This window comes from Arthrobacter sp. D3-16, assembly GCF_054408515.1.
This window is the reverse complement of record NZ_CP096437.1, coordinates 2,077,615-2,091,358: the sequence shown is the minus strand read 5'-3', so window position 1 is coordinate 2,091,358 and position 13,744 is coordinate 2,077,615. Positions and strand designations below refer to the sequence as shown.

The 13,744-nt window shown below is 64.4% G+C and carries 14 protein-coding genes; 11 read left to right on the top strand and 3 right to left on the bottom strand.

Going from position 1 to position 13,744, the window contains the following annotated elements; all coding sequences use genetic code 11:
- The first annotated feature begins 1 nt into the window (after window position 1).
- A complete protein-coding gene (locus M1D32_RS10025; protein ID WP_458782039.1) occupies window positions 2–1,162 on the top strand; it encodes an acyl-CoA dehydrogenase family protein in 1,161 nt (386 codons plus the stop codon).
- 20 nt (window positions 1,163–1,182) lie between these two features.
- Here the strand turns inward: M1D32_RS10025 and M1D32_RS10020 are convergent, their stop codons facing one another.
- The gene (locus tag M1D32_RS10020) at window positions 1,183–1,416 is read right to left on the bottom strand and encodes a DUF5703 family protein (protein WP_458782038.1); all 234 of its coding nucleotides are present in this window, start codon (window positions 1,414–1,416) and stop codon (window positions 1,183–1,185) included.
- A 40-nt stretch (window positions 1,417–1,456) separates the two neighbouring features.
- On the opposite strand from M1D32_RS10020, the gene M1D32_RS10015 reads away from it, so the two are divergent.
- Window positions 1,457–1,729, top strand: coding sequence for a hypothetical protein (locus M1D32_RS10015; protein WP_104043962.1), 273 nt, complete (start codon window positions 1,457–1,459; stop codon window positions 1,727–1,729).
- Window positions 1,730–1,765: 36 nt separating this feature from the next.
- Here M1D32_RS10015 and M1D32_RS10010 read toward each other — a convergent pair whose 3' ends face one another.
- The gene (locus M1D32_RS10010; protein ID WP_458782037.1) at window positions 1,766–2,701 is read right to left on the bottom strand and encodes an aldo/keto reductase; all 936 of its coding nucleotides are present in this window, start codon (window positions 2,699–2,701) and stop codon (window positions 1,766–1,768) included.
- Window positions 2,702–2,753: 52 nt separating this feature from the next.
- Here M1D32_RS10010 and M1D32_RS10005 point away from each other — a divergent pair, with 52 nt between their 5' ends.
- Together M1D32_RS10005 and mshC are read left to right on the top strand one after the other, a co-directional pair.
- The gene (locus tag M1D32_RS10005) at window positions 2,754–3,587 is read left to right on the top strand and encodes an undecaprenyl-diphosphate phosphatase (RefSeq protein ID WP_458782036.1); all 834 of its coding nucleotides are present in this window, start codon (window positions 2,754–2,756) and stop codon (window positions 3,585–3,587) included.
- Between the two features lie 15 nt (window positions 3,588–3,602).
- Window positions 3,603–4,880 (top strand): cysteine--1-D-myo-inosityl 2-amino-2-deoxy-alpha-D-glucopyranoside ligase, encoded by a 1,278-nt coding sequence (gene mshC / locus M1D32_RS10000; RefSeq protein WP_458782035.1) that lies wholly within the window; start codon window positions 3,603–3,605, stop codon window positions 4,878–4,880.
- A 53-nt stretch (window positions 4,881–4,933) separates the two neighbouring features.
- On the opposite strand, the gene M1D32_RS09995 is transcribed toward mshC, so the two are convergent.
- A complete protein-coding gene (locus M1D32_RS09995) occupies window positions 4,934–5,839 on the bottom strand; it encodes a PAC2 family protein (RefSeq protein ID WP_458782034.1) in 906 nt (301 codons plus the stop codon).
- Between the two features lie 150 nt (window positions 5,840–5,989).
- On the opposite strand from M1D32_RS09995, the gene M1D32_RS09990 reads away from it, so the two are divergent.
- The 7 genes from M1D32_RS09990 to prcB all read left to right on the top strand — a co-directional run bounded on the left by M1D32_RS09990 (window position 5,990) and on the right by prcB (window position 13,744).
- Entirely contained in the window at window positions 5,990–6,724 is a 735-nt protein-coding gene (locus M1D32_RS09990) for an HAD family hydrolase (protein WP_458782033.1), read from the top strand.
- The gene (locus M1D32_RS09985; RefSeq protein ID WP_458782032.1) at window positions 6,721–7,887 is read left to right on the top strand and encodes a site-2 protease family protein; all 1,167 of its coding nucleotides are present in this window, start codon (window positions 6,721–6,723) and stop codon (window positions 7,885–7,887) included. The genes M1D32_RS09990 and M1D32_RS09985 overlap by 4 nt, the downstream gene beginning before the upstream one ends.
- A 98-nt stretch (window positions 7,888–7,985) precedes the next feature.
- On the top strand, window positions 7,986–9,050 hold the full coding sequence (locus M1D32_RS09980; RefSeq protein WP_458782031.1) for a tRNA (adenine-N1)-methyltransferase: 1,065 nt from the start codon (window positions 7,986–7,988) through the stop codon (window positions 9,048–9,050).
- 82 nt (window positions 9,051–9,132) lie between these two features.
- Window positions 9,133–10,884 (top strand): proteasome ATPase, encoded by a 1,752-nt coding sequence (gene arc, locus M1D32_RS09975; RefSeq protein WP_458782030.1) that lies wholly within the window; start codon window positions 9,133–9,135, stop codon window positions 10,882–10,884.
- Complete coding sequence (dop, locus tag M1D32_RS09970) at window positions 10,881–12,554, top strand: depupylase/deamidase Dop (RefSeq protein ID WP_458782029.1); 1,674 nt, start codon at window positions 10,881–10,883, stop codon at window positions 12,552–12,554. Before arc ends, dop begins: the two co-directional genes overlap by 4 nt.
- Window positions 12,555–12,637: 83 nt before the next feature.
- Window positions 12,638–12,841, top strand: coding sequence for a ubiquitin-like protein Pup (locus M1D32_RS09965; protein WP_015937113.1), 204 nt, complete (start codon window positions 12,638–12,640; stop codon window positions 12,839–12,841).
- Between the two features lie 81 nt (window positions 12,842–12,922).
- Window positions 12,923–13,744 (top strand): proteasome subunit beta, encoded by an 822-nt coding sequence (prcB, locus tag M1D32_RS09960; RefSeq protein WP_458782028.1) that lies wholly within the window; start codon window positions 12,923–12,925, stop codon window positions 13,742–13,744.

Here is a 13,744-nt window from a genome sequence, read left to right as displayed (position 1 = left end):
CATGACCCTCGAAGAAATCCTGCCGGACGCCCTCCTGGAACGGATCCGCGGCCGGGCCGCCGGATACGACACTGACAATTCGTTCTTTCATGAGGACCTGCAGGAACTCGCCGGGGCTGGTTACCTGAAGCTTTTTGTCCCCGCGGCCGACGGCGGGAAGGGACTCGGGCTGGAAGCGGCGGCACAGTGCCAGCGGAGGCTGGCAACGGCTGCGCCAGCCACCGCCCTGGCGGTCAACATGCACCTGGTGTGGACCGGCGTCGCGCACGTGCTTCAGGCAAGAGGGGACAACTCCCTGGATTTTGTCCTCAAGGAAGCCGCGCAGGGCGAAGTCTTTGCGTTCGGCAACTCCGAAGCAGGCAACGATTCAGTCCTGTTCGACTCCCGCACCGTGGCCGAGTCGCAGCAAGGCGGTGGATACACCTTCACCGGTACAAAAATCTTCACCAGCCTGTCGCCGGCGTGGACCAGGCTGGGCATCTTCGGTAAAGACCCGTCCGCAAGGGAAGGTGATGGTGAACTCGTCCACGGCTTCATCACACGGGAAACACCCGGCTACAGCATTCGGGACGACTGGAACACCCTGGGAATGCGCGCCAGCCAGTCCAACACCACGGTCCTCGAGGGCGTCCACGTCCCCGAAAACCGGATTTTCCGCAAACTCCCCGTGGGGCCCAGCCGCGATCCCCTGATCTTCGCCATCTTCGCGTGCTTCGAGACGCTGCTGGCCGCTGTCTACACGGGAGTGGGGGAGCGTGCGCTGGAGGTCGGCGTCGAAACCGTGAAACGCCGGACTTCCTTCAAAAACGGGGGACGGAGCTACGCCCAGGATCCGGACATCCGCTGGAAGGTGGCGGAGGCCGCGATGGCCATGGACAACCTGTACCCGCAACTGGCATCGGTTACGGCGGATGTCGACGCCCTCGCCGATCACGGCCCGCAGTGGTTCCCGAAACTCGTGGGCCTTAAGGTCAACGCCACGGAGACCGCACGCCGCGTTGTAGACCTCGCCATCCGCGTCAGCGGCGGATCGAGCTACTTCCGCGGATCGGAGCTTGAAAGGCTGTACCGGGACGTTCTGGCCGGGATGTTCCATCCGTCCGACGACGAATCCGCCCACAACACCGTAGCCAACGCCTGGCTGGGGCCCCTCGAGGATTAGACGGCCCCCTGGACCTGACTCTAGACGGTCCGCTGGACCTGCATCACCCGGCGGCGGAGCCAGAACCGCCTGCCGCCGCCGACGTACAGCTTGCTGCGCTCCAGCTCCCACTTGCCGTATTCGGAGTGTTCCACCAGGCGGCGCCGGGCTTCGTGCAGTGAATCGACAGGGCTGACTGTCAGTACAAGGTACTCGTACTGCTTCGCATAGTCCCGTCCCCGCTGGACCGAGCTGGTGAGAAATTGTTCCTTCATTTGCTCTCCATTTTCGTCCTTTTCCGGCTAACGTGAAGGCATGAGCATCGATCCGCGTGTCGCGCTTCAGTCCTTGACCACCGCTTTGGAAGAACACCTTATAGCAGCATCCAACCGCCGCGGAGATGGTGACCCCTCCGTGGAGGCGGCGTTTTTCGCAGTAGCCGATGCTTTTGAAGTCTACGAGGATGCACTCTACGAGGCCTACAACGAGGTCACGCCGCTTCAGGTCTTTGATGACGAGGATGACGAGGAAGAGGAAAGCGACGTGGATGACGAGGACCTCGAAATCGTCGAGGACCGTAACGTCTGACAGAAGGCGCCGCGGGCCTGCCCGCAGGGGAGGACGCTACTGGATGGCTGAAGCGTCTTCCAGGGCGCAGGCTATTTCCGGCGGCAGCGGCGTCAGTTGGGCGTCCACGATTTCCTTGAGCTGCACAGGCGTGCGCGGGCCGACTATCGCCGTGGCGACACCGTGCTGGGAAAGCAGCCAGCTCAGCGCCACGTCCTGTGGCGTCCGGCCCAGACCCTTGGCCGCCATGCACACGGCCTCGACCGTCCTGGAGGCTTTCCCGTCAAGGTAGGTTTCGACATACTTAGCTTCCGTGGCGGACGCTCCCCGTGAACCGGCAGGAATACTGCCCCGGTACTTCCCGGTCAACACCCCACGGCCCAGGGGTCCCCACGCCATCAGGCCCAGGCCCGCATCCTCAATTGCCGGAATGAGTTCCGCTTCCGGCCGCCGCTGCAGGAACGAGTACTCGGCCTGGGCGGCCACGAGGGGAAACCCGGCAATGGCCGCGGCCTTGGCCGTCTGCCAGCCGTTGAAGTTCGAGACCCCGGCGTACCGGGCCCTTCCGGTCCGTACGGCAAACTCCAGCGCGGACAGCGTTTCGTCCAGGGGCACGTTGCCATCCCAGGCCTGTGCAAACCAGATGTCCACGTAGTCGGTGCCCAGCCTGGCCAGGCTTGCCTCCAGGCCGGTGAGCATTGCGTTCCGTGACGTGTCCACACCCCGCCGGCCATCCGGCGTCGTCATGCCCGCCTTGGTGGAGATGGAGATCTCGGTGCGGGCAACCACGTCGCCCAGCATCGACCCAACCATGGCTTCCGACCGTCCATCTGCATAGGAGGCGGCCGTATCGACATGCCGCCCGCCGGCGTTCAGGAAGGTGCGCAGCAGCTCCGCGGCATCCTGCTCGTCAGTCTCGCCGGCCCACGACATGGTGCCTAGGGATAAAGCGGAAACTCGCAATCCACTGTTGCCGACGTAACGCTGCTGCATAGCAGCAAGCTTACGGGCAGAACCAGTACTGCCCATGCCGTAGGGTCTTAGCGTGAACTGGTTTGAGGCGGCCCTGCTGGGCCTTGTGCAGGGACTGACCGAATTTCTACCGATTTCATCAAGCGCCCATCTGCGGATTGTGGGGCAATTCCTGCCTAACGCCGCAGACCCCGGAGCCGCTTTCACCGCCATCACCCAGCTGGGTACCGAAACCGCTGTCCTGATCTATTTCTGGCGGGACATCGTGCGGATCGTGAAGGCGTGGACCGGTTCCCTTACCGGAAAAGTCTCCAGGCAGGACCCTGACGCCAGGATGGGCTGGCTTGTCATCCTGGGCAGCCTGCCCATCGTGGTGCTGGGCCTGCTGTTCCAGGACCAGATCGAGTCGGTGCTCCGCAGCATGTGGATCGTGGCCACCATGCTGATCGTGTTCGGCTTGTTCCTGGCCGTCGCGGACGCAGTGGGCAAGCAGGAACGGGACCTCAGCCGGCTGACGTACAAACACGGCATCCTCTTCGGCTTTGCCCAGGCCATGGCGCTCATCCCCGGCGTGTCCAGGTCCGGCGGCACCATCACCGCAGGCCTCCTGATGGGCTACACCCGCGAAGCGGCCGCACGGTACTCGTTCCTGCTGGCCATTCCCGCGGTGTTCGGCAGCGGGCTGTTCCAGCTCTACAAGACTGTGTCCAATGAGGGCATTACCGGCCCCTACGGACTCCCGGAAACAGCCCTGGCCACCGTGATCGCCCTGGTGGTGGGCTACATCATCATCGGCTGGTTCCTGAAGTTCGTCTCCACCCGGAGCTACCGCCTGTTCGTCTGGTACCGGATCTTCCTCGGCCTGGCCCTGTACCTCCTTCTCGGTTTCAATGTCATCAGCGCCTAGCACTAGGCTTGGCGTGTGAAATCCTGGATCTCCCGCCCTGTTCCCGACGTGCCCGGCAGCATGCCTGCCATCCGGTTGTTCGACACCGCTGTGGGCCGCGAGGTGGCCCTGGAAACAGATGGCCGGCCCTCCATGTACGTTTGCGGCATCACGCCCTACGACGCCACGCACATGGGCCATGCCGCGAGCTATGTTGCGTTCGACCTTCTCAACCGCGTTTGGCGCGATGCCGGCCATGAGGTGTCCTACGTCCAGAACGTGACGGACGTGGATGATCCGCTGCTGGAACGCGCCACAGCCACCGGCGTTGACTGGCGGGACCTGGCGGCAAGCCAGATCGAGCTGTTCCAGACAGACATGGAAGCACTCAACGTACTCGCGCCGGACCACTACGTGGGCGCCGTGGAATCCATCTCCCTGATCGTGCCCGAGGTGGAGCGGCTGGTCAGCCTGGGCCTTGCCTACACGGTGCAAGGCACCAACGGCGAGCCGGACGGGGACGTCTATTACGACGTCGAGGCCGCGGGAAAGCAGTCCACAGCGCCGGACGCCTGGTCCCTGGGGTCCATATCCGGTCTTGCCGAAAGCGAGATGCTGGAGCTCTTCGCCGAACGCGGCGGCGATCCCGGCCGGTCCGGAAAGCGCCAGGCGCTGGACCCGCTGCTGTGGCGGGTCGAGCGCGAAGGCGAGCCCAGCTGGCCCGGCGGAAGCCTCGGCCCCGGCCGGCCCGGCTGGCACATCGAGTGCACGGTCATCGCACAGAAATACCTGCCCTCGCCCTTCACCGTCCAGGGCGGCGGCTCGGACCTGATCTTCCCGCACCACGAGATGGGAGCCGGCCACGCATTCTCCCTGGCCGGTGTCCCGCTTGCCAAGCACTACGCCCACGCCGGAATGGTGGGACTGGACGGCGAAAAGATGAGCAAGTCCAAGGGCAACCTGGTGCTGGTGTCGAAGCTGCGCGCCGCGGGGGAGGACCCGGCAGCCATCCGGCTCGCCATCCTGGCACACCACTACCGGTCGGACTGGTCCTGGACGGACGAAGGATTCGAGGCCGCAAAGTCAGACCTTGCATCGTGGCGAAGTGCACTGGCGCACGCTCCCGCAGGTTCGGCCCCGGCCCTCATCGCAGAGATGCGAGCTGCGCTGGCTGCCGACCTTGACGCCCCCGCAGCCGTTATGGCGGTCTCCAGCTGGGCAATGCAGGCCAACGACGCCGGCGCTGCCGCCAGCCCTGCAGACCAGAGCCTGGTAAGGGACGCCTTGGACGCCCTGCTGGGCATCCGGCTCTGAACTGTCAGTCCCCGGCGTAACGCCGGGAACTGACACCTACATGGAACCCGCCGTTACGGCCTGTCCTGCCCGCGACGTTTAAGGTAACGCTCAAACTCGCGGGCAATGGACTCGCCCGTTGCTTCCGGAAGGTCCGCGGTGTCCTTTGCCTCCTCGAGCTGGCGGACATAAGCCGCGATTTCGGGGTCCTCAGTGGCCAGTTCGTCCACGCCCCGCTCCCAGGCATCTGCTTCCTCAGCCAGCTCATGGGTGTCCAGGGGAACCTGGAGCAGCTCTTCTATCCTGTGGAGGAGGGCCAGCTGTGCCTTCGGCGAAGGCGCCTGGGCCACGTAGTGGGGGACGGCGGCCCAGAGCGACACGGTGGGGATACCTGCCAGGAGCGCGACCTCGGAGAGTACTCCAACAATCCCCACCGGGCCTTCGTACTGCGAGGCTTCAAGGTTCATTCGCTCCCGCAACGGTGCGTCGTCCGAGGACGTGCTCACCGGGATGGGCCGGCTGTGCGGCACATCTGCCAGCAGGGCGCCCACCAGGACGACATAGTCAACATTCAGTGCTTCGGCATGTACCAGGAGTTCTGCCGTGTAGGCCCGCCATTTATAGGACGGCTCCGTGCCCTGGACAAAAATGACGTCCACGTTCGAGCCAGGTGCGCTGGCCTTGTAGATCCGCGTGGAGGGCCACTTGATCTTGCGTTCCCCGGCAGCATTCCTGCGCACGGTGGGCCTGGTGAACTGAAAATCGTAGTATTCGTCAGCATCTATGGACGCCACTTTCTTGCCGCCCCACAATTTGTTGAGATAGCGCAGCGAATCGCTTGCAGCCTCTCCGGCATCGTTCCAGCCCTCAAAGGCGGCCAGCATCACTGTGACACGCTGCCCGTCAGCCACAGGCTGCAGGAACCGCTCACGGGCGGGTCCGGCACCAGGTTCGGTGGTGTCTCCCTCGAAGCTATTCATTTCTTCACCCTACGTCCAAGGGGCGGGGTCATGCATTGAATGAAGCGCCGAAAAATGCCTCCCAATTTCCTCAAAAGGCAGTAAACCCGGCCTTATTCGCCAAGGGCGTAGCCACAGCCCCCGTCCAGACAGTCCCCGTAGACTGGGGACATGCGACTGCCAGCCACCAGTTCCCCGCTCAAAGCCGTCCTCTGGGATATGGACGGCACCATCGTGGATACGGAGCCCTACTGGATAGCTGCTGAACATGCGCTGGTGGCAGCCCACGGCGGAACGTGGTCCCATGAACAGGCCATGCAGCTCGTAGGACAGTCTTTGACGTTTTCCGCCGGCCTTCTCCAGCAGGCCGGCGTCGATCTTGAAGTCCGCGAGATCATTGACACCCTCACCGCCCAAGTGGTGGCCGGCGTAAGGCAGCGGGTGCCGTGGCGCCCCGGTGCGCGGGAGCTCCTGGAAAACCTCCACCGTGCCGGTGTGAGATGCGCCCTCGTAACCATGTCCGAGGGGCCGCTTGCCCGGGAGGTGGTGGCCAGCCTTCCACGCCCCTACTTTGAAGTGGTGGTTACCGGGGACACCGTGGCGCAGGGAAAGCCGCACCCGGAGGCTTACCTGAAAGCAGTGGAACTGCTCCAGGAAACGGACCCGGACCTTGCCATCCACCACTGCGTCGCGCTTGAAGACTCGGAACCGGGCGTGGCTGCGGCCGTGGCGTCCGGAGTGGCCACGGTTGCCATTCCCCATATCGTCCCGCTGCCTGAGGACGATGGTTACACGTTATGGGAGTCCCTGGCGGGACGCTCGCTGGCTGATCTTGAGGACCTGGTGGTGTCCCGGTCGGCAGTGCCGTCCGCTGCAATACCGACCGGACTCTTGGAGCTCCCATGACTGAGACAGCGGCCCCGGTCCGCCGCGAGGGAATTCCGCTGGGCCGGATCGCCGGTGTTCCCGTTGTCCTGGCCTACTCGTGGTTCCTCATCGCGGCCTTCACCGTGATTGTTTACGGGCCGGTGCTTGGCCGGAACAACCCTGCCCTCGGTGCCAGCGCCTACGTCATCGCTTTCGCCTACGCTGTCCTGCTGCTCGTCTCCGTCCTGGTCCACGAACTGGCCCATGCCCTGACGGCCAAGATCTATGGGTGGCCAACCCAAAAAATCGTACTCAACCTCTGGGGCGGGCATACGCAGTTCGAGAATTTCACTGCCACCCCGGGACGATCCGTGCTGGTGGCCCTTGCCGGCCCCGCCGCCAACTTTGTCCTGGCAGCAGGAGCCTGGCTCCTTCTGACCGGTGCAACTCTGGGCAGCGTCGCCGAAATCCTCACCAACATCTTTATGTGGGCAAACTTCCTGATTGCCGTCTTCAACGTCCTGCCGGGGCTACCGCTGGACGGAGGCCGGCTGGTGGAATCGGTCGTCTGGAAGGCCACGGGGAGCCAAGCCAAGGGGACGGTGGCGGCAGGTTGGGGCGGCCGCCTCATCGTGGTTGCGCTGGGCTACTGGTTCATCCTGCGTCCGCTGCTTGCCGGTGATTCGCCCGAGTTCAGCCTGCTTATGATTACGGTGCTGGTGGGCGGCTTCCTGTGGATGGGGGCCTCGGCCGCCATCCAGCAGGGGACGCTGCGCGGACGGCTTCATCTGGTCAGTGCTGCAGGGCTGTCGACGCCCGCCGTCGGCCTGCCTGCCACGGCATCCGTTCAGGACGCACTCCGGCTTGGCGCACCGGACAAAACGTCAGTCGTGGTTTACGGCCACGGCGGACGGCCCGAGGCCGTTGTTGATCCTGCAGCGCTGGTTTCGGTTCCGGCCGCTGCCGCAGGCGCAACTCCCATCACTGCTGTGTCCTATGCCCTTGCCGCCGGCGCCTACGTGCCGGAATGGTCAAAGGGCCAGGAACTTCTCCACTTCCTGTCCCAGCTCGAAGGACGGGACTACGCCGTAGTGGACCACAACGGCAAGGTGACCGGGCTGCTCTCACAGGACGCGGTGCTGTCCGCCATTACAGGCAGGCGCCAGCAATCGGGTAGGCACCCCCAGGGCAGGAACCGGTAGAGTTACCTGCCGGTCGTGCATTGCCGCCGCAGAAGCCACAATGTCTTTAAAGGACATTGGCGCGGGGGCACCACAGTTTTACAGGAGCGAGGAAAATCATGAGCAGCGAAACTGCCGTCAACGAAGCCACAGCAGCAGCCCAGCCGGGTGTTGCCGCCAGCGGCTCGCAGCCGGTGGGAGCTGCCCGTCGCCGCGGCCCCTTCCGCGAAGGTGAACGCGTCCAGCTGACCGACGAGCGGGGACGCATGAACACGATCACCCTCGAAAGCGGCGGCGCTTTCCATACCCACCGCGGTTTCCTGAACCACGATGACATCATCGGCAAGGTTGACGGCTCGGTAGTTGTCAACAACGTTGGCCAGCAATACCAGACCCTGCGCCCGCTGCTCTCCGACTTCGTCCTTTCCATGCCCCGCGGCGCTGCGGTGGTGTATCCCAAGGATGCCGGGCAGATCGTCACCATGGCTGACATCTTCCCGGGTGCGCGGGTAGTGGAAGCGGGAGTTGGCTCCGGTGCCCTCTCCATCTCGCTGCTCCGTGCCGTGGGAGACAACGGCTACCTGCACTCCTTTGAACGGCGTGAAGAATTTGCGGACATCGCCCGTGGCAACGTGGAGACGATCTTCGGCGGCCCGCACCCTGCCTGGCAGATCTCACTGGGCGACTTCCAGGAGGAAGTGGTACGCAGTGAGGCCCCGGGCTCTGTGGACCGCGTAGTCCTGGACATGCTTGCGCCCTGGGAGTGCCTCGACGCCGTAGCTACCGTCCTTGCCCCGGGCGGCGTATGGATCAACTACGTGGCAACGGTCACCCAGCTCTCGAGGACGGCAGAAGCCATCCGCGCCGACGGCCGGTTCACTGAACCAGACGCCTGGGAGTCCATGGTCCGGGGCTGGCACCTGGAGGGCCTCGCCGTCCGCCCCGACCACCGCATGGTGGCCCACACCGGCTTCCTGCTGGTCACCCGCCGGCTGGCTGACGGCGTCACAGGCATCTCCGTCAAGCGGCGCCCCTCAAAGACAGACTTCAATGAAGAGGACGTCAACGCCTGGACCCCGGGCGCGGTCGGGGAGCGGCTGGTCTCGGACAAAAAGCTTCGGCGCGCCGCCCGTGATGCCATCGCAGGCACGAACGTCAAGGACACACCGGACATCACGAACTAGTCCATATTTCGGGAGTCTCCCTCCCTACCTGCCATCTTGGGGCTAAGGTCTTAATAGAAGCGCAGGAAGGGGCTGATACATCATGGAGACGCCAAACCAGGACTCCGGACGTACACCGGCAGAGCAGTCTGCCGCCAACGACCTCTCGGTTGCCGACCGCCAGGTCAACATCCTCAGGGACAAGCTCAGGCACATCGACCGCCAGCTGGCTGCGGCAACGCAGAACAATACGAAGCTGGTCACGATGCTTGAGGCGGCGAAGGCCGAGATTCTCCGGCTGAAGAACGCGTTGGACCAGGAAGGACAACCTCCCTACAGCTTCGGCACCATTCTCCAGCTGAACCCGCGGAGGCAGCCTTCGCCGGGCAGCAGCGGGCAGGCGGCTACTGAAGAATCAGTGGACATCTTCAACGCCGGCAGGAAAATGCGTGTGGGCATCAGCCCGCTGGTAAACATCAACCAGCTGGCCGTGGGGCAGGAAGTCCTCCTTAACGAGGCACTCCTCGTCGTCGCCGGACTCGGTTACGAGCGGGCAGGCGAACTGGCCACGCTGAAGGAAATGCTTGGCTCCGACCGCGTTCTGGTGGTGGGGAGGGCCGATGAGGAGCGGGTGGTCCGGCTTTCCGGCGCGCTGCTCGCAGAGAAGCTCCGGGTGGGCGATGCCCTCTCCATCGACTCGCGGACAGGCTACGCTCTCGAGAAAGTGCCGCGGTCCGAGGTGGAGAACCTGGTCCTGGAAGAGGTCCCGGACATCACCTACGAAGACATCGGGGGATTGGGACCGCAGATCGAACAGATCCGCGACGCCGTCGAACTGCCTTTCCTGCACCCGGATCTTTACCGGGAACACGGCCTGAAGGCGCCCAAGGGCATCCTGCTTTACGGCCCTCCCGGCTGCGGTAAGACCCTGATCGCCAAGGCCGTGGCCAATTCACTTGCTGCCCGCGCCGCGGAACGTTCGGGGAACGTGGACCTGAAAAGCTACTTCCTGAACATCAAGGGCCCCGAGCTCCTGGACAAGTACGTAGGCGAAACGGAACGCCATATCCGGCTCATCTTCTCCCGTGCCCGCGAAAAGGCGTCGGACGGCAGCCCAGTCGTGGTGTTTTTCGATGAGATGGATTCGCTGTTCCGTACCCGCGGCACAGGAATCTCCTCCGACGTCGAAACAACCATCGTGCCCCAGCTGCTGAGCGAGATCGACGGCGTGGAGCGGCTGGACAACGTCATCGTGATCGGCGCATCCAACCGTGAGGACATGATCGACCCGGCGATCCTTCGGCCCGGCAGGCTTGACGTCAAAGTTAAGATCCACCGCCCGGATGCCGAGGCTGCTGCCGACATCTTCAACAAGTACATCACCACGGACCTGCCGTTCCACGAGTCCGACCTCGCCGAACACGACGGCGACGTCCAGGCCACGGTGGACGCCATGGTCCAGCGCACGGTGGAAGCCATGTACTCCACGGACAAGTCCAATGAGTTCCTGGAAGTCACCTACGCGAACGGTGACACCGAGATGCTGTACTTCAAGGACTTCAACTCCGGTGCTGTGGTGCAGAACGTGGTGGACCGGGCGAAAAAGTACGCCATCAAGGATTTGCTGACCACGCACCAGAAGGGGCTGCGGATCGAGCACCTGCTGCGGGCCGTGGTGGACGAGTTCCGCGAACACGAGGACATGCCCAACACCACCAATCCGGACGACTGGGCCCGGATCTCCGGCAAGAAGGGTGAGCGGATCACGTACATCCGCACCATCGTGCAGGGCAAGGCCGGCCAGGAGCCCGGAAAGTCGATCGAAACAATGCCGACCACAGGGCAGTATCTATGACGGCTTCGCAGGAACCCGCTGCCGGGGGAGCCCTCCCCGTGGGCGGGGCCTTGCGGGTCATGGGAGCAGAAACCGAATACGGCATCCATGCCCCGTCCGCCCCGTCGGCGAACGCCACCATGATGAGTGCAAGGGTGGTCCAGGCATATGCCCAAGTGACCCGTCAGCGCGCCGCGGGCGGGGCGGAAACGCGGTGGGACTACACCGACGAGGAACCCCTTCACGACGCACGGGGCTGGACGGTGGACAGGGCGTCCGCCCATCCCAGCCAGCTGACCGACCAGCCGCCGGTGCTGGACGCGGAAGCTGTTGCGCTGGCCTACGGCCGTGAGGAACTGGAACTCGACGGGCAGGATGAGTCCGGTACCCTGCTGATGAACATGGTCCTGGGCAACGGCGCAAGGTTGTACGTGGACCACGCCCATCCCGAGTATTCAAGCCCGGAGGTGACAAACCCGCGTGACGCCGTCAAGTGGGACGCCGCGGGTGACCTCGTGGCGTTGGCCACCGTACGCAGGCTGGCCGCTGACCCCGACCTGCCGCCGGTGAACCTGTACAAAAACAACACTGACAACAAATCGGTGTCCTACGGGTCCCACGAGAACTACCTCATGCCCCGCTCCGTTCCCTTCGGGGATATCGTCCGGGGTCTGACACCGTTTTTCATCAGCCGCCAGATCCTCTGCGGATCCGGCCGGGTGGGGATCGGTCAGGACGCTTCCACCCCCGGCTACCAGATCAGCCAGCGGGCTGATTTCTTCGAAGCCGAAGTGGGCCTCGAAACCACCATCCGGCGTCCCATCATCAACACCCGGGACGAGCCGCACTCCACGGCGGACAAATACCGGCGCCTCCACGTCATCATCGGTGATGCCAACCTCAGCCAGGTTTCCAACTACCTGAAGTTCGGAACCACGGCAATGGTCCTCAGCCTCATCGAGGCCGGGCTCGCACCAAAGATCGAGGTCTACGAACCCGTGGCCGCCCTCCAGGCAGTCAGCCACGACACCTCCCTCACCGCGACACTGCGGCTGCTGGACGGCAGGCGTGTCACCGCCCTTGACCTCCAGTGGATATATCACGAAGCCGCGGCCAAGCTGGCACAGGATACCGGCGTCGGTGATGCCGTGGACGGCGATGGGCACACCCATGACGTCCTGGACCGGTGGGCCACCGTCCTCACCCAGCTGGACAGTGACCGTGCTGCCGCTGCCCGCTCGGTGGAGTGGGTCGCCAAGCTCTCGCTCCTTGAGGGGTACCGCGAACGTGACGGGCTGGCGTGGAACGACGCCCGGCTTGGACTGGTTGACCTTCAGTGGGCCGACATCAGGCCGGAAAAGGGCCTCTACTACCGCTTCCTGGCCAGGAACCGCGTGGACAGGATTCTCGACGACGGCGCCATCGCGGCTGCCGTGGGCGAGCCGCCGCCGGACACCCGCGCGTTCTTCCGCGGCAAGTGCATCAGCAACTTCGGCAAGGACGTCGTAGGGGCCAGTTGGGACTCTGTCATTTTCGACGTCCCGGGCTACGGCAGGCTTCAGCGCGTCCCTACCCGGGAGCCCCTTCGGGGAACCAAAGCGCTGACCGGAGCGTTATTCGAGCGCTACCGGGAAGCGGGCCCATTCCTCGCGGAACTCCTGGGACACAACAGGACTCCGCCTGCGGCATAAACCGCGCCGGAAGGCCGGCATCGTGGCAGGATTGGCATATCGGAGGATCCGCCGGATCCGACGGCAGGAAGGGAGAGGTAACAATGGCAGGCCAGGAGCAGCAGCAGCCGCAATCGCGCGACAGCCAGGTCGACGAGGACATTCCCGAGGCCCCGCCCGCGCCCCCCGAAGCGCAGGCATCAGCATCAACCGAAGGCGTGGATGACCTCCTCGACGAGATCGACGGAGTGCTGGAATCCAACGCCGAGGAGTTCGTGCGCGCCTTCGTCCAAAAAGGCGGCCAGTAACCCGGACCCGATGGGTGGCGGAAGCCGCGGACGGCCGGAATCTGTACCGACGTTGAAGAACTACGTTCAAGGAGTGCATGAGTGCAGGAATCAACCGCCAACCAGGTAGCCGCCAACGCCACCTCGTCCTTTACGGAACATCTGCAGCGGGACCGGCCCGAACTCCTGCCGTACAACAGGGGAGTTCAGGCCGGTGCCCCCGGGGCCGCGCCGCTGCAGGTTCCGCACGCCACCACCATTGTGGCCATGAGCTACGCCGGTGGCGTCCTGATGGCGGGGGACCGGCGGGCCACCATGGGCAACGTGATAGCCAGCAGGCATATCGAAAAGGTCTTCCCTGCCGACCGCTTCTCCGTCCTGGGCATCGCCGGCACCGCCGGCATAGCGATTGACCTCACCCGGCTGTTCCAGGTGGAGCTGGAACACTACGAGAAGATTGAGGGCACCCTCCTCAGCCTGGAAGGCAAAGCCAACAGGCTGGGAGCGATGATCCGCGGCAACCTTCCCCTCGCCATGCAGGGACTCGCCGTGGTGCCGCTCTTCGCCGGCTTCGACACCAGCGCCGGGGTGGGAAGGCTGTTCTCCTACGACGTCACGGGCGGCCGGTACGAGGAACACGAACACCATACGGTCGGTTCCGGCTCGGTCTTTGCCCGGGGCGCCCTGAAAAAGCTGTGGCGTCCAAACCTGAACGAGGCTGAAGCAGTCTCGGTCGCCGTCGAAGCGCTCTACGACGCCGCGGACGACGACTCCGCTACCGGAGGACCGGATACCGTCCGCCAGCTTTGGCCGGTCATCTACACCGTGGACAGGTCCGGTGCACGGCGGGTAGCCGAGAACGTGCTCGCGGCGACCGCCGGAAACATCATCGAGGCCCGCACCAACGCCGGACGGGAGGCCTGA

Bases quoted from the DNA above. Each gene is read 5' to 3' on its own strand.
- M1D32_RS09985 (WP_458782032.1), top strand. From the start codon at position 6,721: ATGACTGAGACAGCGGCCCCGGTCCGCCGCGAGGGAATTCCGCTGGGC.
- M1D32_RS10025 (WP_458782039.1), top strand. From the start codon at position 2: ATGACCCTCGAAGAAATCCTGCCGGACGCCCTCCTGGAACGGATCCGC.
- M1D32_RS09990 (WP_458782033.1), top strand. From the start codon at position 5,990: ATGCGACTGCCAGCCACCAGTTCCCCGCTCAAAGCCGTCCTCTGGGAT.
- M1D32_RS10020 (WP_458782038.1), bottom strand. From the start codon at position 1,416: ATGAAGGAACAATTTCTCACCAGCTCGGTCCAGCGGGGACGGGACTAT.
- M1D32_RS10010 (WP_458782037.1), bottom strand. From the start codon at position 2,701: ATGCAGCAGCGTTACGTCGGCAACAGTGGATTGCGAGTTTCCGCTTTA.
- M1D32_RS09995 (WP_458782034.1), bottom strand. From the start codon at position 5,839: ATGAATAGCTTCGAGGGAGACACCACCGAACCTGGTGCCGGACCCGCC.
- dop (WP_458782029.1), top strand. From the start codon at position 10,881: ATGACGGCTTCGCAGGAACCCGCTGCCGGGGGAGCCCTCCCCGTGGGC.
- M1D32_RS09980 (WP_458782031.1), top strand. From the start codon at position 7,986: ATGAGCAGCGAAACTGCCGTCAACGAAGCCACAGCAGCAGCCCAGCCG.
- arc (WP_458782030.1), top strand. From the start codon at position 9,133: ATGGAGACGCCAAACCAGGACTCCGGACGTACACCGGCAGAGCAGTCT.
- M1D32_RS09965 (WP_015937113.1), top strand. From the start codon at position 12,638: ATGGCAGGCCAGGAGCAGCAGCAGCCGCAATCGCGCGACAGCCAGGTC.
- M1D32_RS10015 (WP_104043962.1), top strand. From the start codon at position 1,457: ATGAGCATCGATCCGCGTGTCGCGCTTCAGTCCTTGACCACCGCTTTG.